This window comes from Chitinophaga sp. CCNWYY40 (assembly GCF_037483205.1).
Taxonomy (GTDB): domain Bacteria; phylum Bacteroidota; class Bacteroidia; order Chitinophagales; family Chitinophagaceae; genus Chitinophaga; species Chitinophaga ginsengisegetis.
Genome location: NZ_JBBHLF010000003.1, coordinates 495,185 through 519,497 on the forward strand (window position 1 = coordinate 495,185; position 24,313 = coordinate 519,497).

Below are 24,313 nucleotides of genomic sequence, written 5' to 3' on the forward strand. Positions count from 1 at the left end.
GTGGCTACTCCACCGGAATCAGGTCCACCCCATTGAAATTATTGGTTAGCTGCCGGAGTTGGAGCTCCTGCTGCAGCTGGTTCTTTTGGGATAAGAAAACTTCTACCGGGATATAACGGTTGGAGTGTTGCCAGTAGCTACTGTCCAGGTTGAGTTGCAGACACGACGTTTTCAGAAACGACAACGCATCATACACCGGCATAAGGAAAAAACCTCTGGCACGATAAGATGGCACGTATTCCATGGCATATTCCGCCTTCCAGTCCGGGTCCCAGCCTACACCGGCATAAAAATATACCCTGCTTATTGAAAGCGGCAGGGGCACAAAGGCGCTGTCGAACGGCGCTATGTAACACGAGTAAAAAGAATCGGGCGTTTGCACCATTGTAATCAGTGCGCCATCCTGACGGTTAACCACCTGCATGCTTTGCCGGTGTGCGGCATCGTTCCAGGAGCTGTCTTCCGGCCCCCACTTCCGCGACCGGCCAAAAGGCGGACGTACAAAGCCGGCGCCATAACCTCCCTGCATACGTACGGCCTTCATAAAATCAGCGCCATACACATCTGCCCCGGTGGCCGGAGATGGCAGCTTAGGGCTCTTTAACAGCTTCTTCGCCCGTTTTTCTGTATCCATCAGTAGCTGCGATAAGAGGTATTGCATAGTCAGCGAAGTACGGGCGCCCATAAAAATACTGTGCTCACTTTCGCGGACTTTTATGCGGGGCGTATATTCCTGTTCAAAGCGGGCACCGATGAAAATGGCTACGATAATGCCAAGCGCAATTCCTCCTTTCAGCAATACATCACGCACCAGTTTCCGGCGCTGTTGCCGGGTTTTATATCCGTTCCCGAAAAACCTGCCCAGCAACGATTTGCGGCTGGCGGCCTTTTCTTCCAGTTGCTGAAGATACCGGTGTGTTTCTTCTCTCACATACGCACCGCATTTCAATGTGTTTACGGCATGCAGGATTTCCAGCGCCTTTTTATTTTCGCGGGTACCATCCAGCGCCAGTGCAAAGTTGATCATCAGGATACCATAGTCATTCCGGAACTCCTGGAAAATATCCGGCAACGCATTCAGCGCCTGTACCTGCTGCAAATTCACATATGGAGCGGCTTCCCGCCACCTGGAGCCAGGATCTGCTCTCCTGCCCTTTTCTGCGGCTTCCAGTATTTTATAGGATTCCTGCAATGCGCGGAATATTTTATCATAACTCCGGTTCAGGTGTTCGCCATCCATCAACAGCGGATTGGCATACAATTGCTGTAGTGCCGCCGCCTGCTGCTGTTTCAGGCTATTGAGCACCGCCGTGGTAAACACCGGCTCGTAAAAGGGTGCTATAAAAGTGAGGAAGACAGGCGTGCTGTAAAGCGGGTTATTATTAAAAAGTCCCGTCAGCTTGCCCGTTTCCAGGAAAGCCGACAGGACGTTATCTTCATTGATCTGTTGATGTAAGTGTAATTTGCCGGGCGACTGCAGTTCGTCAAAAAAAAGCAGCAGGTCGTTTTTACTGAACCATTGCGCACCTACGCGTAATACCTTTTCTTCCGATAATTCCAGCTCTGCCATCATTTTTTTCCGGAGAAGGGATACTGCGGCAGCATCCTCCGCTGATACGGGCCCGCCATTCATCTTCTCCAGGAAAGCAAAGGGATTCAGGTATTTCATATACCGGCAAAATACTAAAAAAAGTAATCAGCCGGGTCAGGAAAACAGCAGGTAAGCCAATATCAGTGTAACAATTACGTTAAACGTTTGGGCTATCAGGAACGCATACACGGGTTTCCTGCTTTCTGTGCCGATCAGGTCCTTGAAATTTGTTTCCAGCCCGATGCTGGTAAATGCCAGCGCAAACCACAACCCCTGTAAACTTTTCAGCGATCCCTTCACCGGTGCAATAGCTGCGGGCGACAATAAAAATGAAAATACCAGCGAAGCAATGATAAAGCCGATCACGAATTTTGGAAATCTATCCCAGATCACTTTCAGCGTGGGCTTCTGCTCTTTATCAGCCGCATTCGGATGTTTGGTGTAAGTCCAGTATACCGATATAGCAAAGGCCGCGATACCCAGCAACACATTCTGCGAAAATTTCACGATGGTGCTGATCTTCAGTGCGGTTTCACCTACCAGCGATCCGGAGGCCACCACCGCACCGGTAGTGTCTATACTACCTCCCAGCCACGCACCGGTTACTTCTTCCGGGAACTGGAAATGATGGGCAATCATCGGCATAAAAATCATCATCGGGATAGCGGTGATCAATACCAGCGAAATCACCAGCGACAATTTCTTTGAATCTCCCTTAATAGCGCCGGAAGTAGCGATGGCTGCAGATACCCCACAAATAGATACTGCGCTCGATAACATCATGGTCAGCTCTTTATCTATCTTCAGTTGCTTACATACCCAATAAGAGAAATACCACACGGAAAGAACTACTACCAATGCCTGTATCAGTCCCAGGGAACCGGCTTTCAGTACATCTGAAAAAATAACGGTAGTACCGAGCAATACCAAACCTATTTTCACAAAAAACTCCGAGGTAAGCGCTTCGCGGAACCAGGTGGGTAATTTAAACAGGTTACCGATCAGCAAGCCAATGATCAGGCTGAAGATAACCGCTTCCAGTCCCAGTTCATTTAACGCAGCGTTACCCGCTACAATCAGCGCCAGTGTGGTTAATATAAACACTACCGGGAATACCAGCAGGGTATTTTTTAATGATCTGCCGGTAAGAAAGGATCCCAGCAGGGCCACCAGCAACACGTAAATAAACTGTGCGCCTATTTTTAAAAAGTTGGCGCCGGTCAATACTTTTGTGGTAAGGTCACCGGTGGTGCTCCATTTGTAATCCGGTAAAGCAACGTGTACTCCGGCCAGCGATAGCAGGATGATCAGGAACCCCAGTACAACAATGGCCCAATCTTCCTGTAAATAAGACTTAACTTCAGGCATATTTTTTTTTCATTAAGATAGTGACGGTTTAAAAAATATCTTTCAGCACGGTGTTGGCAGCATGGTATCCGCACATGCCATGAACGCCGCCTCCCGGCGGTGTGGCGGAAGAACAGATATAGATTCCTTTGGCAGAGGTACGGTAGGGAGAAATGCGACAGGCAGGACGGGTGTACAACTGCCTGATGTCAATGATGCCGCCATTGATATCGCCCCCTACATAGTTTGGATTATATATTTCCATCTGTTGTGCATTCATGGTGTGTTTTGCCAGGATCAGGTCGCGGAACCCCGGTGCAAAGCGTTCTATCTGCTGCTCTATGATCTGGGTCATGTCCGCATCGCTGCCGTTAGGCACGTGGCAATAGGCCCAGGCGGTATGTTTTCCGGCAGGCGCCCTGTGATCAAACAGGCTTTGCTGCGACAGCAATACATACGGCGCCTTACAGATCTTTCCATCGTATGCCTGTTGCTCCGATAAGGCAATTTCTTCAAAGGTGCCACCCAGGTGTACTGTGATGGCCTGCCTGCATTCCGGTGCGGTGAAAGGAATGGGGCCGCTTAATGCCCAGTCCATTTTAAACACGCCCGGACCGTAGCGGTAGCGGGACAGCTGCCGTTTATAATAAGGTGAAAACTGATCACCGGCAATGGTGAGTAATTGTTTTGGCGTGAGATCAAAAACCACTGCATGATGCGATGGCAGTTGCGAGAGCGAACTAACGCGTACGCCTGTCTGAATTTGTCCGCCGAGTGAAATAAAGTATTGCGCCAGCGCATGGCCGATAGCCTGTGAACCGCCTTTTGGAACCGGCCATCCGTAGCGGTGGCCTACCGCAGACAATACAATGCCGATGGCCGCAGAAGCCACGTTGGTTAAGGGTTGTATGGAGTGTGCCGTCATACCGGCCCATAAACCCCGCGCTGCGGTAGTGGAAAACCTGTTGGCAACAGCCGATGCAGACCGCAGCGCATTCAGTCCAAAACGTGCCATGATCAAAGGATGCCGTGGAAAGGAAAAAGGCCCCAGGCTATCTTCCGCCACTGCTTCCCAATTGTCTGCCACCGGTTTTATCAGCTCCCGGTACACTTTTCCATCTGCCCCCAGCGCGCGGGCGGTATCGTCCAGCGAACGCGCCAGGAAGGCTGCTGTGCCATCATCAAACGGATGGGCTGCTTCCAGCGGGGAATAGGCAAACTCCAATCCGTAATCCGCCAGCGGCAGTTTGGAAAAAAAAGGAGATCCCATCGCCATGGGATGCACCGCCGAACATACGTCGTGGTAAAACCCCGGCAACGTAAGTTCTGCAGTACGCATTCCCCCGCCAATGATATCCTTTGCTTCCAGCAGCAACACCGATACCCCCTGCTGTTGCAGCCTGATGGCGGCAGACAGGCCATTGGGTCCGGACCCTACCACTATTACATCGTAATCTTTTTTCTCCATGAGCTGCTTGCCGCGGTTGAGAGATCATACCCCCGCGCTGATTTATTAGTCTACAAACTTAGTATACTATTAACGGGAATGCAAATTATTTTTGAGAAAGATAATATTTTATTTCGCCTCCTCCACTACTACGGCCAGGCGCAGCGCTTTCAAACCGCTGAGGCCCTGCAGGTCTTCCAGTTCCAGCTCTTCCAGCTCCGGGTGCAGCACACCGGTATCCTGTAAATAACGGATAAACGGCAGGTAATCGTCCACATCGTCCCTGTCGGAATAGATCAACGCAATTTTATCGGGCTGGGTTAACCGTTCTTCGGTGTTCCGGATATGTACTTTATCGATCCGCTTCTTAATCATCTGGTAACGGATATTATATGCGCCCTCTACATCAAACTTCCGTTCATCTGCGCGGAAGCTGATATCAATAGGATGGTTATGCACAAAAATAAGCTGGGTGGTAAACAACTCTTTTTCCATCTGCGCAATCAGCGAGTGGGTAAGCTTTGTAATGGCCACCATAGAAGACAACTGCCATAACCGGAGGTTTTTGAGATGGAAGTGATTAAAGGGCCGGTCCGGTGCAATAGACTGACCAATATAAATATCATACTCCACGCCATCCGTTCTGAACTTTTCAAAATAACAGGGATAGGATTCCTGTAACCTGGCTTTCTCCGATTCCAGGTAGCCATTCGCGGCCTGGGTGATGAGCTGCATAGATATTTCCAGCGCATCTTTGTTCACATTACCGGCCATGCTTTCCAGGCAGGTATTAATGGTTTCACGGGTGTTGGGGTATTGCGCCGCTATATGCTGCAGATAACTCACCGATTCTTCTTCCAGGAACCTGTTCAGCGCGTTTTCATCGGAAGGACTCAGCTGCTGATGCAACAGGGCTTGCTGCCACCGCTGGCAATGATAAATCATTTCCTGCAGCAGGTCATTCTGCTGGTACTTACGCAGCACATCCAATGTATTGGCAAGGATGCTTAAATGACTATCCAGGTCGGCAATAATGGCTTTATTTCTTTCTACAGTAGAATTCCGGATATCAATGGCGCCATACAACGGGTATACTTCTTTGAACAGGATATTACTGATGACAGCCGGCTGGTTCTTTTTCAGCCGGTACAGGTAATACCAGGCGGCTTCGTTAAATTTCCATTGCACCGCGGGTTGTATGGAAGTAAATTTCTCCTTGATCACCTTTTCTATCTCCCCGTTAAATTCTTCTATATAAATCTGCAACAGCTGGCCTATTGCTCCTATGGCAGGTTCCAGCAGTGATAACGTTTTTTCGTCGAACGAATGATCGCTCCAGGTATGTACTGCAAATGCCCCCACCGGTTCGCCCATAAAGAAAATGGGCATAATGGCCAGTGATTTTACCCCCTGCTCTCGGAAATATTCCAGGAACGCATATTCCTTCCGCGTTTCTTTCCCGATATCTCCGGAAAAAAAGAAGAGGGGTTTAGACATAAATGCTTTCGCATTCCGGCTGAACTCTTCCGGCGACAAGCGGCTTTCTCCCCAAACAGCAAACAATACACCGGTGCCACCCTTTTCAAAACTATACACCGGGTTATCATTTACCCGCAGGAAAGGAAACAGGTCGAATTCAATCCGGGTGTCGCGCACCAGCGATTTAAGCGATAAGATCACCCGCTCGTAATTCTTTTCATCTATCAGCGTTGTACGCGACAGCCGCATACCCGAAATATTTTCCACCGCTTTTTCCGCTGTAACATCTGTTACGGTGATCACACAAAATCCACGGAAACGGAACAGGTCCAGCGGCATCATTTCCTCCAGTATTTCCACCCCGCCTCCTTCACTGAAATGCGTGTACAACTGCACAAAATCAATGTCCGGCAGCTCCCCTTTTGCCGTCACCTCAACAAAGTCGGTGCTGATGGCCACCGCATAATATTGCAGCAAACCCGTAGCCGTATTCACCCCTGCATGGTGTTGCTCCGTTTTTACCGGCGCCTGGAAATTATACAATCGTTGCAGGATCAGTGAATACACCAGCTGCAGCCGCTCCCGGTGATAATCAGCCGGTGTACGGGTTACTTCGTAATTATACTCCGGCGAATTATTTGCAAGCAGTTGATAGATCAGGTCGGTGCCGTAAAAAGTAGTGGGCAGGAACGGGAAGCTGAGTCCCCAGGCCAGCTGATGCTCCGGGCTCATGGCGGGAGAAAGACAGGCATATACATACTCCAGCAGGTCGGAATACTGAGACGTTTCTTCCAGGGGGATATCCCGCCGGCCAATATCCGACGCTTCAAATGCGGTCAGCGCTTCTTTATACAACCGGGCTTTCACCGTTGGTTCTTCCCCGATCCGCTGCTTCAGATAGGATATAAATGATTCAAAGGAAATGGCTGCATCTATGGCCAGTGGCTGCGCCTTTTTTCCTGACACATCCAATATGGTTGTTTGCATAAAGGGGAATATTCTTTTTCAGGATCAAAGGTAGGGGAAATCCCGGCTATTTACGAGGTGTAACACGCATGCGATGGCGGAAAGCAATAAATATCTTATCTTGTTGTCCTGTAATTTCACCCCGATACAAACATCTCTTAAACAGCTGCAAATCATGAAAACAATTTACCTGTTAACAGCTGCGTTATGCCTGTTAATTAACTCCGCAACCTTTGCTCAGCAAGACTCTGCCGCTATGATGAAAGCATGGACAGACTACATGACACCAGGCCCCGCACACCAGAAAATGGCACAAATGGATGGCGAATGGACAGCCGACATGACCTTCTGGGAAAAGCCAGATGCCCCACCTACCAAATCAATGGGCACCGCCGCTTACAAAATGATCCTGGGCGGCCGCTATTGCGAAGGCCGTTACACCGCCAATATGATGGGCATGGACTTCGAAGGCATCAGTACTATGGCGTATGACAATGCAAAGAAAATCTACATCACCACCTGGGTAGACAACATGGGCACCGGGATCACCATGATGGAAGGGAAACCTAACGGCGACGGACTGGAACTTACCGGCAAAGGGCTGGACCCCACAACCGGCAAAGAACACAATATCCGCCAGGTAATGAAATGGCAGGATAAAGACCATCACACGATGGAAATGTACAAAACAGTAGATGGAAAAGAAACAAAAGACATGGAGATTAAATACACCCGCAAATAACACCAGGTTTTGCAGGGGAACCAGCTTCCGATGGACGCTAATTCCCCTGCCTTAAAATATCATTCACGTTATAGTCCGGCGCACCTCCCGTATAAGACGCCACCAACGCCCCCAACGCATTGGCAAATACCAGGCACTCCCGCGCTGCACGCCCACGGATGATGCTATGCAGGAACCCCGCCAGGAAGGCATCCCCGCTGCCGATAGTATCCACCACCTTCACCGCAATACCTGGTTCCACATAAAAAATATCATTCATAAACAACAACGCACCCTCACCACCCATTGTTACCACAATAGTCGTAATTCCAAAACGCTCCGACAACATACGCACGGCCTGCTCCTTATCCACATAAGGATGATACCATCCGCTGATCAGCTCCAGTTCAGCGGCATTCAGCTTCAGGATATCGCACTCCGTGAGCAGCCATTCCACATGCGCACGGGTGTAATGCGGCTCCCTTAAATTAATATCCAGCACTTTCACCACATCTTCCTTCAATGCCTGCTGCAATGTATGCAGCGATACTTTATCGCGGGAACAAAGACTCCCGAATACAAAATAGCGTATAGCCGTATCCTTTAGCCGCGCTGCCAAAGCAGGCTCCCATTCAATAAAATCCCACGCCGCCGGGTATACGATGTCATAATGTACATTGTGCGGATCCGTCATATCAGCGTATACTTTCCCGGTTTCCTGCTGCTCATCGATCTGCACCAGGCTGGTATCCAGTCCAAACCGGTGCAGCATATCCAGCAGCCCCTGCCCCCGCACATCACGCCCCACACGGGATACCAGCGATACCTGCTCTCCCAGCTTCTGCAGGTGGTAAGCTACATTCATCACCGCTCCACCGGGTAATTCCTTCTCCGGTAAAATATCCCAGAGCATTTCACCAAAACATACAATCCCGTTTGCCATAATTTTTCAATTTTGATTAAAGGTGATGATCCCTTACATTGTTCAGACAAAATACGATAAAGCACTTATATTTATAACGCAAAGCCCCCTAAACCAGGAAAAGATGCACCAGGAAGAACATTTAAAAAGCTCAGATTTTATTACAGATATGGTCATTGGCATGAGCGACGGACTCACCGTACCCTTTGCCCTGGCCGCAGGACTCAGCGGCGCCGTGAGCAGCAACAGCATCATCCTCACCGCCGGTATCGCTGAAATTGTAGCCGGCTGTATTGCCATGGGCCTCGGCGGCTACCTCGCCGGGAAAACAGAACTGGAACACTATGAAAGCGAATTAAGAAGAGAATATACAGAAGTGGAAACCGTGCCCGACAAAGAAATGGAAGAAGTGAAAGAAGTGTTTGCAGAATATGGCCTCAGCCCGGAAATACAACACCTCATTGCCACCGAGCTGTCGAAAGACAAAACCAAATGGGTGAACTTCATGATGAAATTTGAACTGGGGCTGGAAGCGCCCAATCCAAACAGGGCGCGGCAAAGCGCACTCACCATCGGCGTCTCTTATTTTGTGGGCGGACTCCTGCCTTTATCGGCCTATCTTTTCACGGACACGCCTCAACGTGGTTTGGTAGGCTCCACCGTGCTTACTATCATCTGCCTGTTTGTATTCGGCTATTTTAAAAGTAAAGTAACCGGGCAACCACCCGTACAGGGCGCCCTGAAAGTAACCATGATAGGTGTGCTCGCTGCTGCTGCCGCTTTTGCCATCGCAAAACTGGTTTCCTGAAAAAGTGAACATATATGATACCCGGCTGTTTGTAATCAGGTCATTCGCATACGAGGAATATGAAGATATCGCCCAAAGCAAGAATATGGCTGAAAGTACTGGCTATCCTGCTCATCATCAGGATTGTCATAGGTGTGCTGTTATACTATCTTGTGGAACACAAGTTCGTAAACATCATACGGTACATTGTGAATAAGGAATCCGGTAACGCCTATACGTTTGATGCGGATGATATCGACTTCTCCCTCCTCAAAAGAAATATTGTAATCAGCGGTGCGCGGCTTACAGGGAAAGATACCGTTAACGTGGCCTCGCATTTCGATGTGTCCATTCCCAGGGTTTATCTCTCCATACAATCCTGGCGGGCACTGATACTGCATAAAAAATTGCTGGTGGATAGTCTTTCCGTAATCAGCCCGGCGCTCAGCATTCATGAACATGTATCGCGCGGCCCACGCCAGGAAGGGTTTCAGCTCTCGTCTGTTGTGCAGCACCTGGAACAAACCCTGCAATACGTAAACGCCCGCATCGTTCACCTGCAAAACGGCTCGCTGTTATACAGCAAGGTAAACGGCCCGCCACCACTGCGTGTTGATCATTTCAATTTCGCTATCGTCAATTTTTCTAAAGTTACGCATTCGGATAACCACATCCTGGGATCAGATGATGTGGACTTCTCATTCGATCACCAACACTGGATCCTTCCGGATGGCAGGAATACCATCAGCTTCAAACGGCTGCACTTCTCCGGTAAAAAACAAATCTTTGAACTCGACTCTGCTACTATCTTCAGTGCCGCTACTGCCACAAAAGGAGAAATGTCGTTGCAGGCAGATAAATTCTACTTCAGCGCCCGGCATCTCCCAGCTATTTATATGCGGGAGGAATTGCTGATAGACACCCTGGTGTGTATCCGCCCGGTGCTGAAGCTCCCCGGCAGAAAGGTGAGCGCCAAAGATAAAAAAGTGGCGCTGGACAGCCTGCCCAATACCCTGTTCAAAAAGATGAACTTTAAATACATCGAAGTAAAGGATGGTGAACTGTTACTCCGCGGCAATGTATCTACCGGCACTACCAAACGTACCAACCTGAATATCTATAACCTTACCATTGCGCACGATACTACACCCGGTATCACCACCGACAGCATTGCACTGAACCTCGATAAAATAAAGTTCTATTCGCTCGATAGTATGTTCCAGCTTAGCGTAGATGAATTTATCCTGCAACAGAATGACGTCATCTTTAACAATGTGGAATACAGTCCCACGCCACAAAACCATTCCGGCAAAGGATTAACCTTCCGCGCACCATCCCTGCGGCTCAACAACGTAAGCCTGGAACACTTGCTGAGAAAGCGTTTGAAAGCCACCAGTGCGGTACTCTATGAGCCAGGCATCACCTTTCTTACCAAAGCAAAGCAACCCGTTAAAGGTAAAACACCAACAGACAGTACCGCTCTTAAAATGCCTGCCTTCTATCAAACCCTGCACGGCCTCAGTGAACTGATACAGGTAAACACTTTCCGTATAGTAGATGGCAATGTTAACTTTACTTCCAACGGTAAATCAAAGGTGACGCTACTGGTAAAAAAACTGAACACCGATATCCTGCTGCACAACTTCCTGCTCAGCGATTCACTGGTAGATATTAAGCACGCCATGCCCAACCTGCGGATCCTGCAAATGAATGTGATATCCGACAAGGCCAATATTACGCTGGACAACTATAGCTTCGATGGCACCCACCGGCATAATAAAGCCGCAAAACTAGCCGTGTCACTCTCCAACGGTACCCGCATTGCCGCGCGGGATCTTTACTGGGAAGTGTTCGACTGGGACGTATATCAGCAAACAAAGGATATACAGGTAGATGTGTTAAGAATAGGCGCCCTCAATATACAGGCGCCGCACAATGGTGCAAAGAAAGAGGCTCCAGCAAAGAAGGATCTGCCGGTGATCCGCATCGCCCGCATGGACATCGGCAACATGCAGTTTAACAGCGAAGGGGCCGGTGAACACAGCAGTTTTAATGCAGCTAAAATAGCTTTGAGAGATGTACGCACGCGCCAACGCTTCTTTACCTGGGCATCTGTCACGGGGCAGCTTAACCGCATCAGCCATCATAATAAAAAGATGGATGTTACCATTGGAGGTGTACGGCTTAACAGCAACGGCTATACGTACATTACTGATGCCGACGCCACGCTGTATAACGGTAACGGCCATACTAAAATAACGGTCCCTTCTCTCGATATTCAAACCAATATTCATAGCACCGACTTCAGCAAGGTGGCTATCAGTAAACTGGCTACAGGCAATGCCGCGGTTACGCATACCAGTATCAAAGGACCTGATACCACCCGGTTGGAAACACAGGCCAGGCTGACGGGGAATGAACTGGAATTAAATAACGGCGGCCGGTTGCAATACAGCGATATGCACGTACAGCTATCAGCACTTTCTTATAGCCATACCGGTACCACTGCCGCGGTTCCGCAACTATCGCTGCAACTTAATAAGGGGTCGCTTCATAAGGATAAGTCCGGCCATTTATCGCTCCATTCCGGTATAGCCCTCGCATGGCAGGAGGCGCAATTTTCCCTGCATCATGCCGATACGCTGGAACTGGTATTGCAAAAGTTGTCCGGGTTGTTTAAAGATGCGTCCTTCTCCTGGCACCAGGGACATAAAATAAAATGGCAGTCATTTATTAACAATACCACTCTCAGCGACGGCGGATTACACTACCGCAATAAACAGATCCATGCCCACGCGGAAAACTTCAAACTGGACCCAACCACCCAAACATTTCATGTGAGCAACTTTGAAGTGGCGCCCAATCTTACAGCAGCAGAAACTTTCCGCACCGCCCGCTGGCAGCGCGATTACATTACGGTGAAAGGAGATGCCTTACGGATCAGCGGTATCAATATGCATCACCAACCCGGCGACACCACCATTGCCATCCGGAAAATTACGGTGGAGAATACGCTGCTAACTACGGCCAGGGATAAACGAATTCCGTTTGAACACGGCATCGAAAAATGGATGCCTACAAAATTAATTCACACTATTCCATTTGCCTTACAGGTGGATTCTATCGTGGTAAAGCAATCCGCCGTAACGGTCAACGAATCGTCGAAGTCCACGCACAAGTGGTCGGCCGTACCCATTACAGATATCAACGCCCTGATCACGCATTTCGGCAATACGTACGGTAACGCCGACAGCCTCCTGGTGCAGGCTACCGGCCGGCTGCTGGGAAATCCCATCCGTTACTTTTCCTATCATGAATCTTATGGGGATTCCCTTTCCGGCTTCACAGCACAAAGCTATCTTGCACCAATGGACCTGAAAGATTTTAACGCTGTAGCCATCCCCATGGCCGCCGTAAAAGTAAGACGCGGTTATGCAGATACGGTCTTCTCGCAATGGTCAGGAAATAAATACGCTACGCTGGGTACCATGAATTTTTATTATCACAACCTGAACGTACAGGTGCTCAATAAAAAGGATTCCACGCGGCAGGGTTTCAAGGCTAACCTGGAAACCTTCCTGGCAAACGCTTTCCTGAGAAATCGCAATCAACGGCCCACCCTTATGTTCTTTGAGCGCGACCGGGAGAAGTTCATCTTCAACTATTGGGTAAAAGCAGAAACTTCCGGTATGGTAACAGCTGTAGGCGTTAAAAAAGACCGGAAGTACCTGAAGAAATATAATAAAGTAGCAAAGAAATATTCTTTACCAAAAAAGTAACTTATTCCCTGATAATGGCCAGGGCTCTGTCCAGCAGCTCATCCCTGTTTTCACGTATACCCTTCACCGTTGGTTCCATCACGATGTCGGGAACAATACCCACCCGCTGCGTTTCCCGGCCATCAGGATAGTACACGCCAATGCCGGTGATCAGCGTTTGTACGCCGCCGGGAAGTGTAAAATAAGAAACATTTCCGTCTGCCCCGGCGGTAGTGCTGCCCAGCACCACAGCGCGTGGCGCCAGCCGGAGGGCCATCGTAACAAACTCGGCATTGCTTTGCGTGGTGGCACCTACCAGGATCACCACCTTGCCTTTATAATAATCTTTGTTCTTTGTACCCGCCTTCATTTCGCCTGTCATGCCAAACAACCCCGGTTGCTGTACACTGCCAACAGTAAACTTCGCAAAGGGCACCGGCGAAGGCAATACGTACTTCACGAGAGAATTCAACAGGTTGTCCGCGGGATAGGAACGCAGGTCTATGACCATTCCTTTGGTGTTTTTAAAAGCTTCGCTCACCGAGTCCATTTCTGTGTTCTTAAAATTACCCGGATATACATATCCCACATCTTCTCCTATCATCTTCCAGGAAACGGACGGCCGTTCGCCCGGTATGATGGCCTGTTTATAAGTGGTGGTGGCTAACGTTACGCTGCTGATGTTACCCTCTCTTTCATACTCCAGTTGCAGGGTGCTATCCTTCGTTTGAAACAGGACCTGCTCAATCCTGTTTAATTGTGTAGCGTAATTGGAAGCAGAGGTAACAGGTAGTAATCTTTGTACTATAGCCGCCACCGGCTCTTTATTAATGGCGGTAATCACATCGCCGGTGCGTAGTCCATATTTTTCATCGCCCACTTTTACCAGTACGGCTTTGTTTTCTACAAACCGCGCCCTCAGTGGCAACGTTCTGAATCTATCTGCACCGCGGATCACTACATTGGGTCCATACATACCGGCGTGCGAATCATGGATGCCTGCAATGAGCCGTAGCAGCGCAGTTTGATAGGACGCGGTATCTGCCGCGTTTACCATTGCCGGGATATATTCCGCCAGTTTATTATTCCAGCCTTCGGTGATCAGGTGCTTATAAGGGAAGTAGTATTGTATGATATTCCAGTAGCGGTATAATGCCAGTAGCCGGAAACCTGCATCAGGAAAGGGCATGGTGTTATAGCCCTGTTCATTTTTAAATGATGGATTCCCTGCGGGCGCCAGTTCGAGATAATAATTGAAATCCCCGCGGTTCATGGCCGCCACATTTTTCAGGGATGCAGATAACGCAGCGCCGAGTGTTTTCTCATCTGAAAGCCAGTCGAGATCAGGAGTGAATTTAATAACCGTTTTAGCGGTGCGCGTATGCCGGACCTCTTTCGGTGTGGTGAGCTGGTTGATCCAGCGGAGCAACGCCTCATTCCTGGCCGTTTCGCTGGCACTGTTCAGTATCGCCGGCAGGATCCGGAACAGTTCATAGTCCCAGTTATACTCCCCGGCCATTACTGCAGGATGATAATATTTCAGGAAGCCCCATACTTTTCCGAGAACTTCCAGGTGTGTTGTTTGTAAAGGTGTAAGACCGGAGATAGTTATACCAGAGCCTTTATCGAACGCGTGATCGCTGTCGGCCTTAAACACACGTAGTGGTGGCGCTTCTTTCAACGGTTTCCCATCAATCAGTATTTCCAGGTTATCGGCCCATACGTTGCCATTGCTATGGTTAATGGCGCCGGCATATACCGTACCGCCACCGGGTGGCAGGGAAAGGGTAATGCTGTATTTTTTCCAACCGGTAGTTCCCTGCAGCCGCTGCTTCTGCATATTATCCATTTTGTATACGGCGCCAGATGTATTGTCTACCCGCATAAACAGGCCGGCATAGCCATCGGTCACTGAATCCAGTTTCAGGTAGCCATTGAGCAAAATGGTTTTCCCGGCGAAAGTAACCGGTATGCGCATTACGGTGCAACCAAAATCGTTACTCCCTCTTTTTTCAAATGGCGTAATACGCAACGCTCCATGTCCTTCATAACTGGTGCTGTCAACGGCCAGGAGGTAATTGGAGCCCCAGTCGATCCAGCCGGACGGTAATCCGCCATCCGGTTTTTTACTTTCAAAACTTCCGTCGAAGGACGCAGGGAATTGGGCTGCAACAGGAAGAGATAAGGCACACGATAATAAAAGAGCCGGAAAGCGCATAAGGAAAAGGATTTTCTGTTTCAAATCTTACCTTAAAATAACGGGTATTTTTGTACCCTAAAAGTTAAAGTGTGCACTTGATTATTTTAAGATTTTTTGATGTACTTTACCTTCATTCATTTACAACTTTTTATCCGACATTTGTTACCCAATTTTGAATGAATATGAAAGTTTGCATTGCTGAAAAACCAAGCGTGGCAAGGGATATTGCAGAAGTGATCGGTGCGAAACAACGCAAAGATGGCTACTATGAGGGCAATGGCTACCAGGTAACCTGGACTTTCGGACATTTCTGTACCCTCAAGGAGCCGCACGATTATTACGAGCAATGGAAGTTCTGGCGACTCGAAGATCTGCCGATGATTCCTCCCAGCTTCGGTATCAAACTGATTGAAAATTCAGGCGTACAAAAACAGTTTAAAATTATAGAAACCCTGGTACAAGCGTGTGAAGAAGTGATAAACTGTGGGGATGCCGGCCAGGAGGGGGAACTGATCCAGCGCTGGGTGCTGCTGAAAGCCAAGTGCGCTGCCCCTATTAAAAGGCTCTGGATTTCCTCACTAACGGTAGAGGCTATCCGCGATGGCTTTCAAAACCTGAAAGCTTCCGAACAATATAATAACCTGTATGCCGCAGGCAGCGCACGCGCTATCGGCGACTGGCTCCTGGGTATGAACGCCACCCGGCTGTTCACTAAGAAATTTGCGCAGGGCAAAGTGGTATTGTCTATCGGAAGGGTGCAAACACCTACCCTCGCGATGATTGTACAACGGCAAAAGGAAATCAATGCCTTTGTATCAGAAGATTACTGGGAACTGAAAACCATTTACCGGGAAACAGAATTCACTGCGGCCATCGACCGGCTGAAAACACCGGATAAAGCTGCCAAAGGGCTTGCCTACCTGCAGGAACATCCGTTTGAAGTAACTTCTTTTGAAAAGAAAGATGGTAAAGAAGGCAACCCGCGTCTGTTTGACCTCACCGCCCTGCAGGTGGAAGCCAATAAAAAATTCGGCTTCTCCGCAGACGATACGCTCAAATATATCCAGAACCTCTACGAGAAAAAGCTGACCACCTACCCCAGGGTAGATACCACTTACCTCTCGGAAGACCTGCACCCGAAAATTGCGGGTATTCTCCAGGATATGACGCCCTACAACGCACTCACCGCGCCGCTGCTGGCCGCGCCGATCCCAAAGCTGAAAACCGTTTTCGACGATAAAAAAGTAACCGATCACCATGCCATCATCCCTACCGGTCAGCATCCCGGTGGTCTTCCCCTGGAAGAAAAACGGATCTACGACCTGGTAGCCCGCCGCTTTATCGCCGCTTTCTACCCGGAATGTAAGATCTCCAATACCACCGTACTCGGTAAAGTAGGACAGGTACCTTTCAAAGTAACCGGTAAACAGATCATAGAACCCGGCTGGAAAGAAGTATATGCCAACGATGTAAAAGAGAAAAAGGAAGGGGAAGAAGAAGAAAAAATACTCCCTCACTTTGAAGTGGGTGAAAGCGGACCACATACCCCGCGCATCCACCAGGGTAAAACCTCTCCGCCCAAAGCCTTTACAGAAGCTACTTTGCTGAGAGCAATGGAAACCGCCGGCAAGCAGGTAGATGATGAAGAAATGAGGGAACTGCTGAAAGACAATGGCATCGGCCGGCCTTCTACCCGTGCCAACATTATCGAAACACTGTTCCGCAGAAAATATATCGAGAAGAAAAAGAAGAATATCTATGCCACCCAAACCGGCATGGATCTCATCGACACTATACAAACAGAATTGCTGAAAAGCGCTGAACTAACCGGTCAGTGGGAACGTAAACTACGCCTCATAGAAAAAGGCGAATACGCTATGGATACCTTCAAAGATGAACTGATCCAGATGGTGGTTGATCTTACCAAAGAAGTAAAAACCGCCAGCTACAAGTTCATCACCATTGCCCCCGATCCGCCACCCGTACCGGAAGAAAAAGAGAAACCTAAGAAAGAGCCCAAGCCCAAAAAGGTAGTGGTGATAGAGGAAATGCAATGCCCGAAATGCAAAACGCATCCACTTAAAAAAGGTAACACTGCCTATGGCTGCGCCAATTTTAAGGAATGCGGTTTTAAACTTCCTTTTGAAATACTGGGCAAGAAGTTAACTGATAAACACATCACCGATCTCCTGACCAAAGGCAAAACCGCTAAAATAAAAGGGCTCAAAGTGCCCGGCAGTGAAGAAGAGCGCGAAGGTAAACTGGAGCTGGGAGCGGATTTTAATATCAGCATGACTTAGTGCGGAGGGCAGCGTCTTCGCGCGATGGTAAATTGTCCCGGAGCAGGATTAGACAATTTACCATCGCCCGAAAGCGATCCATCACTACGCAATCGCGGTTCCTACGGTTACTTCTTTCCACTGTTCCAGCTCTGCTTCCAACGCAGCTATTTTCTGATAAGCGAGGTTATAGGCGTCTTCACCGAGGAAGAGGTGCAGCGGTGCATTTTCCATATCGGCTATATCGATGATGGCGGCTACTGCTTTTTCAGGATCTCCAGGCTGGTTGCCGTTGATTTCCTCCTGGTGCGCATGTTGGGTGGCGCGAACAGCCTCATAAGCAGCCAATGGGTTGGCAGGCACGCCCAGGGAGCCGGAAGTAAGGAAATCGGTTCTGAAATAACCGGGAGAAACAATGGTAACGGAGATACCAAAAGGTTTTACCTCTGCGGCGAGCGACTCTGATAAACCATCTACTGCAAACTTGGTAGCGCAATAGATCCCGAAGCCGGGGAAGCCACCGGTAAAGCCGGCAATAGAGGAAATATTGAAGATCTGTCCCGATTGCTGCGCTCTCATCTGCGGCAGGATATTGCGGGTTACATTCAGAAGGCCGAATACATTCACATCAAAATTGCTTCTTGATTCCGCATCCGACAGCTCTTCAATGCTGCCTACCTGTCCGTATCCGGCATTGTTTACCAACACATCGATACGGCCAAAGCGGCTGATCGTTTCTTTTACTGCTGCCTGTATGCTGTTTTCATTTTTAAGGTCAACGGCCAGCGGCAGGAAATCCTCGTCCGTTGCAATTTTGCGCAGGTCTTCGATGCTACGTGAGGTGGCTGCTACTTTATATCCTTTACCTAATAATTGTTTTACAAGGGAGCGGCCTAATCCTTTGGAGGCGCCGGTTACAAACCATACTTTTTTGTTGTCCATGATCTTGTGTTTTTTATTAACACAAAAGTAGATCAGGGAGCGTTGCCACCTGTTACGTTATTCAAACCAATGATTGCAAAATTCAAACAACGCGGAAAGCGCCGGGGGTGATGCTGGTTTGTTTTTTAAAAAAGTTACTGAAGTGGGCGGGCTCTTCAAATCCGAGGGCATAACTGATTTCTGCCACGTTCCAGCTGGTGTGCTTTAATAAAGCCTTTGCCTCGGCGGTTAAGCGTTCTGCAATGTGTGCTGTGGTGGTTTTACCGGTGGTTTCGCGGATGGCCCGGTTCAGGTGGTTTACGTGTACGGACAACTGCTTTGCAAAGTCGTTGGCCGAGCGCAATGCAAACCGCTGTGCCGGCGATTCAATGGGGAATTGCCGTTCCAGCAGGTCGGTAAATACCGCGGTGATACGCGACTTCGCATCGGCGTGCTGGTACAGGGTTTCGGAGGGTTGCATCTTTAATGCGTAATGGATGATTTCTGTGAGGTAACTGCGCAGCAGATCGTATTTATAGACATAGTCCGTATTAATTTCTGTGAGCATCTTTTTAAAGATCTCTGATACTTCTTTATCCTGGGCCTTCGTGAGTATATAGGAGGGAATGCCGCCCGGCATCATCATGGGCAGATCATGGACGTTGCCACGGGTAGCGCCGGTAAAAAAGGACTCCCTGAATATGCAGAAATAGCCGCTATGATCGGTGGAGCGGGGCTCCCAGCCATAAGGTACCAGCGGATTAAAGAAGATCAGGGTACTCCCTTTTACCTCAATGGTTTTATCGGCGTAGTGATAGAGGTTGGTTCCTCTTAGCAGGCTTACTTTGTAAAAATCGCGGCGGCTGTACTTCACCGTTGAAGCGCCGTCTACAATACAGTCTTCCAGCCTGAACACATTAAAATGTCCGATATCCTGCTGTAACTTATCAGGTACTGCCTGGAACTTATGCTCGTAAAACTCCCGGAGTGTTTCTGTTTTGTTCATCTTACAAAATTACAAAATTCACACTATGGTTGATGTGATGATGGTAATTTTCCGGATAATCACCATCATCACATTATCGTTCGGCGTTCTAACAGGCCAGTACCAGGTCTTCCGGTTCCCGGAATTTCCGTTCGCTGCTTTTAATAGGCACGTCGTTGATGGCTGCCAGCCTGCGCTGCATGAATCCGTCGGCATTAAACTCCCATAGCTCATTACCGTAAGACCTGAACCAGTTACCGGCATGATCATGCCATTCATACTCAAAACATACGGCAATGTGGTTGTCGGTAAAACTCCAGAGCTCTTTTTTCAGGCGGTAATCCAGCTCCCGCTGCCATTTCTTTGTAAGAAAGGCCACTACTTCTTCCCGGCCGTTGATAAACTGGTCGCGGTTACGCCATACAGTGTCGGGAGTATACACCAATGATACCTTTTGCGGATCACGGCTGTTCCAGGCATCTTCTGCCATCTGTACTTTCTGCAGGGCGGTTTCACGCGTAAACGGGGGAAGGGGGAATTTTTGTTCCATGTTTGAGATGTTTAAAAATGATGAATATGATTTATATAGATAGATCGATCTGTCTATTTAAAAAGGTTAAAAAAAAGATGCCCGGCATCTTTTGATTTATATAATGTGGTCGGTTGTTAGTTTGCAGAAATGATCTACTGCCGCACTGCAACAATTTCTCCGGTTCCGGTAAAGCGGCCGCACTACAACAGCCCCAGCGCCATTTTTCTCGCTTCCTGCACCGGCCACTGATTCCGGTAAAGCTGACTTTCCACGATCGCGGATTCAAACAACAGGTAAACGTGGTCCTTTACCAACTGCTTTTCGTTGGTGAGGATCTCCCCCAGAAAGGCGCGCAGGTCTTTTTTATGATCCTGTATCACTGTCAGCACCGCAGTATCTTTTTCCGTAGTTTCAGAGAGGATATTCAAAAAGGCACAACCCCTGAAATGCTCCCTTTCATTATTATCGGACAGGAAGTCAAACGCCGCTGCAATTTTATCCTTCGGCTTGCTGGCCTCATCCGTAAAGCTCTTCAACCCGGCCATCCAGTCGATATGCCGCTGGTTTAAGAACGCCAGCAGCAGGGATTCCTTTGACTCGTAATGCAGATACAAACTGGCTCTTGCCACACCGGCTTCTTCAATTACCTGGTTAATGCCCGTGGCATGATACCCCTGGTTATAGAAAAGCGCAGTGGCTGTATCCAGCAAACGCTGCTTCGGATCACCTGTTTTCTTCTTCATGGAACAAAGATAGGAAATAAATAGACAGATCGATCTATCTTTTTTCCATCTACATAAAACAATAAAAAAAAAGTGCGGCTTACTTTATCTTGTTGTCAAATAATCAAGCGCTTAGCATGCATTCAATATTCCGGAAATTGTTTCTGTACCTGTTATTTTTTGTTGTGTCAGCCAGTGCAAAGGCAGACAGCCTTACGGCCTTCACAAAAGCCAATAGCCGTTACAAGACGGCCCAACCTGCTACTGCCAGCAAAGCAGCAACAGGAGTCACTCCCTGCGTGGCCAGCGGCCTGAAATGTGAGCACCTGGTAACGCCACTCGGCGTAGATGCCGCTCATCCACGGTTGTCGTGGCAACTGGAAGATACACGCCCCGGCGCACGTCAAACGGCTTACCAGATCCGCGTATCCGACGACTCCCTGACACTGAACACCCACCCGCTCTGGACCTCCGGAAAAATCAACCGCGCAGATATCCTGACCACCTACTCCGGGAAAGCACTCGATCCATTTACCCGCTATTACTGGAGCGTGGAAGTGTGGGATAAAGACGGCGTAAAATCCATTGCCCGCCGCTCCTGGTTTGAAACCGGCATGCGGCAACAAAACAACTGGAAAGGCGCCTGGATCAGCGACAATGACGACGTTCGCCTGAAACCCGCCGCTAACTTCAGGAAAGTTTTCACGGCGGATAATACAATTAAATCCGCCCGTGCCTACATCGCGGTAGCGGGCTTGTATGAACTGTATATCAACGGAAAAAAAGCAGGCAACCACCGCCTCGATCCTATGTACACGCGCTTCGACCGCCGCACGCTATACGTTACTTACGATGTTACCTCCCTGATGCAATCCGGTAAAAACGCCATCGGCGTGATGCTTGGTAATGGATGGTACAATCACCAGTCCACCGCCGTATGGAACTTCCATGAAGCACCGTGGCGCGGAAGACCCGCATTCTGCCTCGATCTGCGGGTAACCTATACCGATGGTACCGTGGAAACCATTTCCTCGGGGAAAGACTGGAAAACAGCACTGGGACCCATTGTATTTAACAGTATCTACACCGCGGAACATTATGATGCCCGCAAAGAACAACCAGGATGGAACACGGTTAATTTCGACGACAGCAAATGGAAGGATGTTAACAGCAAATGGAAGGATGTTATTTACCGTGCCGCGCCTTCTCAAAATATTGTGTCCCAACAATTATATCCCATCGAAAATGTGGAGGAAATTCCTGCTGCCGGCGTTACCCATCCCAACGACAGCACCTGGATATATGACCTGGGCAGAAATATTGCCGGTGTTAGCAAGATCCGCGTAAGCGGTGCAGCCGGCACTGTCATTAAACTGAAGCACGGCGAACAACTGGATAAAAAAGGTTTCGTGGATCTGTCTAATATCGTGGTGCATTACCGCCCTACAGATGACACCGATCCTTTCCAGACAGATATTTTTACGCTCAGCGGCAAAGGCGAAGAAACCTTTATGCCCCACTTTAATTATAAAGGTTTTCAGTATGTGGAAGTTACCAGCAGTAAACCGGTGCAGCTCAACAAGGAAAGTCTTACCGGCTATTTCATGCACAGCAACGTGCCTCCCGCAGGCCACGTTTATGGCTCCGATACTATGATCAATAAATTATTCGCAGCCACCAATAACGCGTATCTCTCCAACCTGTTCGGTTATCCAACGGATTGCCCGCAGCGTGAAAAGAATGGCTGGACGGGAGATGCACAGATCGCCATTGAAACAGGACTGTATAGCTACGACGGCATCACCATCTACGAAAAGTGGCTGGCAGACCACCGCGATGAGCAACAACCCAACGGTGTACTGCCCTCTATCATTCCAACCGGCGGATGGGGATATGAATGGGGCAACGGTCCGGACTGGACCAGCACCATTGCCATCATCCCGTGGAACATCTATCTTTTTTACGGAGATGCCACGCTGCTATCGGCCTCCTATGATAATATGCGCCGGTATGTAAACCGGATCACGGAAATCAGTCCTTATGGATTAACCACCTGGGGCCTTGGCGACTGGGTACCCGTAAAATCAAAATCGCCGGTTGAATTCACCTCAACGGCTTACTACTACGCCGATGCACTGATTCTGGCCAAAGCTGCGAAACTGTTTGGTAAAACGGACGACTATACCTATTACAGCGCATTAGCAGAAAAGATCAAAACCGCCTTTAATGCCAAATACCTGAACAAGGAAACCGGTATTTATGGAGAAGGAGTGCAAACAGAGCAAAGTGTTGCCCTGTACTGGGGATTGGTACCGGATTCCATGAAAAGCAAAGTAGCTGCCAATCTCGCTAAGAGAGTAGCCGCAGATAACTTTCACCTCGACGTAGGTTTGCTCGGAACCAAAAGTATCCTGAATGCGCTGAGCGAAAACGGGTATGCAGATGTGGCCTGGAAGCTGGCCGCGCAACGCACCTTCCCATCCTGGGGCTGGTGGATCATGAACGGCGCCACTACCCTCTTTGAAAACTGGGACATCAACGCTTCTTCAGATCTGTCGCGCAACCACATCATGTTTGGCGAAATAGGCGCCTGGATGTACAAGGGCCTTGCCGGTATTAAGCCCGATGAAAATGCACCCGGGTTTAAAAACATCCTGCTGTCGCCCAATTTCGTGGAAGGACTGGATCATTTTGAAGGAAGTCATGACAGCCCTTATGGTACCGTGGTTTCCTCCTGGAAAAGAAACGGTACTGCCATCACCTACCGTGTGACAGTGCCCGCAAATGCCGGTGCAGACATCTTTTTTCACATCTCACCCACACAAAAAATATATGAAAATGATAAACCGGTAACTACACAAAACACCGGTAAAGGGTTACGTTATCATGTAACCGCTGGTACGAAAGAGTTTCAGATCAGATAAGCCGGATCTTTCGGAATAATTTCCACTCCATTCTTTCCCGCTATAATGGCAGCATGCGCCATATTGTAAAAAAGTGAAGTTTCGAGAATACCCGGAATTTCCTTTAAACGATGATTGAGGCTGTCTAATGGCGGGAAAGAACGGAACCAGATATCAATGAGCAGGTTGCCATTCTCCGTAATCACTGCGCCATCTTTTTTATTACTGAGCCGGATCACCGGGTTAGCCAGTGAAAATATTTTCTTCAGCTGCTTCATCACAAAGGGAACCGCTTCCGGAATCACCTCTATCACCACGGGAAAAGTAGTGTACAACTGCGTTACGTACTTGGAGCCATCGCCGATAAGGATAAACTTATCTGCCATCGCGGCCAGCAATTTCTCGCGCGTATGAATACCACCGCCACTTTTCAAAGCATTCAGCTGATGATCAAACTGATCGCATCCATCAAAATAAATATCCAGTTGGGATAGCTCACCGGGTTGCTTCGTGTTAAATCCGTGGTCCTGCAGCAACTGCTGTGTGTTAAAGGAAGAGGTGACCGTGGTAATGCTCTTAAACAACGTTTCGGCTGCTTTCAGGTAATTCACCAGGTGCGCAATGGTGCTGCCTGCGCCCAGTCCTATGGTATGGCCGGGTTTTATATAATCCAATGCTGCCTTTGCAGCCACTTGTTTCAGATCTTCCATATGGGTTGTTATGAAAGGTAAAGATGCGATTTTTTTGTCTTAC

16 protein-coding genes are annotated in these 24,313 nt (G+C 48.8%); 5 read left to right on the forward strand and 11 right to left on the reverse strand.

The features are described from left to right. Positions 1 to 4: 4 nt before the first annotated feature. The 4 genes from V7S65_RS12490 to V7S65_RS12505 form a co-directional block, all read right to left on the reverse strand. On the reverse strand, positions 5 to 1,669 hold the full coding sequence (locus V7S65_RS12490) for a hypothetical protein (RefSeq protein WP_336386897.1): 1,665 nt from the start codon (positions 1,667 to 1,669) through the stop codon (positions 5 to 7). A gap of 36 nt (positions 1,670 to 1,705) precedes the next feature. Then, complete coding sequence (locus tag V7S65_RS12495) at positions 1,706 to 2,959, reverse strand: YeiH family protein (RefSeq protein ID WP_336386896.1); 1,254 nt, start codon at positions 2,957 to 2,959, stop codon at positions 1,706 to 1,708. Positions 2,960 to 2,987: 28 nt separating this feature from the next. Further along, positions 2,988 to 4,406, reverse strand: a complete 1,419-nt coding sequence (locus tag V7S65_RS12500) for a phytoene desaturase family protein (RefSeq protein ID WP_336386895.1) — start codon at positions 4,404 to 4,406, stop codon at positions 2,988 to 2,990. 108 nt (positions 4,407 to 4,514) lie between these two features. Then, positions 4,515 to 6,851 (reverse strand): GAF domain-containing protein, encoded by a 2,337-nt coding sequence (locus V7S65_RS12505; RefSeq protein ID WP_079470202.1) that lies wholly within the window; start codon positions 6,849 to 6,851, stop codon positions 4,515 to 4,517. Positions 6,852 to 7,005: 154 nt separating this feature from the next. On the opposite strand from V7S65_RS12505, the gene V7S65_RS12510 reads away from it, so the two are divergent. Next, positions 7,006 to 7,572: a DUF1579 domain-containing protein gene (locus tag V7S65_RS12510; RefSeq protein ID WP_336386894.1), complete on the forward strand. Its 567-nt coding sequence runs from the start codon at positions 7,006 to 7,008 to the stop codon at positions 7,570 to 7,572. A 37-nt stretch (positions 7,573 to 7,609) separates the two neighbouring features. On the opposite strand, the gene V7S65_RS12515 is transcribed toward V7S65_RS12510, so the two are convergent. Beyond that, positions 7,610 to 8,494, reverse strand: a complete 885-nt coding sequence (locus V7S65_RS12515) for a carbohydrate kinase family protein (protein ID WP_336386893.1) — start codon at positions 8,492 to 8,494, stop codon at positions 7,610 to 7,612. Between the two features lie 103 nt (positions 8,495 to 8,597). Here V7S65_RS12515 and V7S65_RS12520 point away from each other — a divergent pair, with 103 nt between their 5' ends. Continuing rightward, positions 8,598 to 9,281 carry a VIT1/CCC1 transporter family protein gene (locus V7S65_RS12520; protein WP_336386892.1) on the forward strand — a complete coding sequence of 228 codons (684 nt, stop codon included), beginning with the start codon at positions 8,598 to 8,600 and terminating at the stop codon, positions 9,279 to 9,281. A gap of 59 nt (positions 9,282 to 9,340) precedes the next feature. Then, positions 9,341 to 13,039, forward strand: coding sequence for a hypothetical protein (locus V7S65_RS12525; protein WP_336386891.1), 3,699 nt, complete (start codon positions 9,341 to 9,343; stop codon positions 13,037 to 13,039). 1 nt (position 13,040) lies between these two features. On the opposite strand, the gene V7S65_RS12530 is transcribed toward V7S65_RS12525, so the two are convergent. Further along, on the reverse strand, positions 13,041 to 15,236 hold the full coding sequence (locus V7S65_RS12530; protein ID WP_336386890.1) for a S41 family peptidase: 2,196 nt from the start codon (positions 15,234 to 15,236) through the stop codon (positions 13,041 to 13,043). A gap of 164 nt (positions 15,237 to 15,400) precedes the next feature. Between V7S65_RS12530 and V7S65_RS12535 the strand changes: the two genes are divergently transcribed. Then, positions 15,401 to 17,518: a type IA DNA topoisomerase gene (locus tag V7S65_RS12535; RefSeq protein WP_336386889.1), complete on the forward strand. Its 2,118-nt coding sequence runs from the start codon at positions 15,401 to 15,403 to the stop codon at positions 17,516 to 17,518. 84 nt (positions 17,519 to 17,602) lie between these two features. On the opposite strand, the gene V7S65_RS12540 is transcribed toward V7S65_RS12535, so the two are convergent. From V7S65_RS12540 to V7S65_RS12555, 4 genes are all read right to left on the reverse strand, one after another. Further along, positions 17,603 to 18,439, reverse strand: a complete 837-nt coding sequence (locus tag V7S65_RS12540) for an oxidoreductase (RefSeq protein WP_079470207.1) — start codon at positions 18,437 to 18,439, stop codon at positions 17,603 to 17,605. 82 nt (positions 18,440 to 18,521) lie between these two features. Then, complete coding sequence (locus V7S65_RS12545; protein ID WP_111577567.1) at positions 18,522 to 19,424, reverse strand: AraC family transcriptional regulator; 903 nt, start codon at positions 19,422 to 19,424, stop codon at positions 18,522 to 18,524. Between the two features lie 88 nt (positions 19,425 to 19,512). Beyond that, positions 19,513 to 19,953 (reverse strand): nuclear transport factor 2 family protein, encoded by a 441-nt coding sequence (locus V7S65_RS12550; protein ID WP_079470209.1) that lies wholly within the window; start codon positions 19,951 to 19,953, stop codon positions 19,513 to 19,515. A gap of 182 nt (positions 19,954 to 20,135) precedes the next feature. After that, positions 20,136 to 20,678, reverse strand: a complete 543-nt coding sequence (locus V7S65_RS12555) for a TetR/AcrR family transcriptional regulator (RefSeq protein WP_336386888.1) — start codon at positions 20,676 to 20,678, stop codon at positions 20,136 to 20,138. Between the two features lie 116 nt (positions 20,679 to 20,794). On the opposite strand from V7S65_RS12555, the gene V7S65_RS12560 reads away from it, so the two are divergent. Continuing rightward, positions 20,795 to 23,581, forward strand: coding sequence for an alpha-L-rhamnosidase (locus tag V7S65_RS12560; protein ID WP_336386887.1), 2,787 nt, complete (start codon positions 20,795 to 20,797; stop codon positions 23,579 to 23,581). Here V7S65_RS12560 and rpiA read toward each other — a convergent pair. Beyond that, positions 23,569 to 24,270: a ribose-5-phosphate isomerase RpiA gene (rpiA, locus tag V7S65_RS12565; RefSeq protein WP_336386886.1), complete on the reverse strand. Its 702-nt coding sequence runs from the start codon at positions 24,268 to 24,270 to the stop codon at positions 23,569 to 23,571. The genes V7S65_RS12560 and rpiA overlap by 13 nt on opposite strands. Positions 24,271 to 24,313 lie beyond the last annotated feature (43 nt).

Bases quoted from the DNA above. Each gene is read 5' to 3' on its own strand.
- V7S65_RS12495 (WP_336386896.1), bottom strand. From the start codon at position 2,959: ATGCCTGAAGTTAAGTCTTATTTACAGGAAGATTGGGCCATTGTTGTA.
- V7S65_RS12510 (WP_336386894.1), top strand. From the start codon at position 7,006: ATGAAAACAATTTACCTGTTAACAGCTGCGTTATGCCTGTTAATTAAC.
- V7S65_RS12550 (WP_079470209.1), bottom strand. From the start codon at position 19,953: ATGGAACAAAAATTCCCCCTTCCCCCGTTTACGCGTGAAACCGCCCTG.
- V7S65_RS12560 (WP_336386887.1), top strand. From the start codon at position 20,795: ATGCATTCAATATTCCGGAAATTGTTTCTGTACCTGTTATTTTTTGTT.
- V7S65_RS12520 (WP_336386892.1), top strand. From the start codon at position 8,598: ATGCACCAGGAAGAACATTTAAAAAGCTCAGATTTTATTACAGATATG.
- V7S65_RS12530 (WP_336386890.1), bottom strand. From the start codon at position 15,236: ATGCGCTTTCCGGCTCTTTTATTATCGTGTGCCTTATCTCTTCCTGTT.
- V7S65_RS12515 (WP_336386893.1), bottom strand. From the start codon at position 8,494: ATGGCAAACGGGATTGTATGTTTTGGTGAAATGCTCTGGGATATTTTA.
- rpiA (WP_336386886.1), bottom strand. From the start codon at position 24,270: ATGGAAGATCTGAAACAAGTGGCTGCAAAGGCAGCATTGGATTATATA.
- V7S65_RS12505 (WP_079470202.1), bottom strand. From the start codon at position 6,851: ATGCAAACAACCATATTGGATGTGTCAGGAAAAAAGGCGCAGCCACTG.
- V7S65_RS12490 (WP_336386897.1), bottom strand. From the start codon at position 1,669: ATGAAATACCTGAATCCCTTTGCTTTCCTGGAGAAGATGAATGGCGGG.
- V7S65_RS12555 (WP_336386888.1), bottom strand. From the start codon at position 20,678: ATGAAGAAGAAAACAGGTGATCCGAAGCAGCGTTTGCTGGATACAGCC.
- V7S65_RS12500 (WP_336386895.1), bottom strand. From the start codon at position 4,406: ATGGAGAAAAAAGATTACGATGTAATAGTGGTAGGGTCCGGACCCAAT.
- V7S65_RS12540 (WP_079470207.1), bottom strand. From the start codon at position 18,439: ATGGACAACAAAAAAGTATGGTTTGTAACCGGCGCCTCCAAAGGATTA.
- V7S65_RS12535 (WP_336386889.1), top strand. From the start codon at position 15,401: ATGAAAGTTTGCATTGCTGAAAAACCAAGCGTGGCAAGGGATATTGCA.
- V7S65_RS12545 (WP_111577567.1), bottom strand. From the start codon at position 19,424: ATGAACAAAACAGAAACACTCCGGGAGTTTTACGAGCATAAGTTCCAG.
- V7S65_RS12525 (WP_336386891.1), top strand. From the start codon at position 9,341: ATGAAGATATCGCCCAAAGCAAGAATATGGCTGAAAGTACTGGCTATC.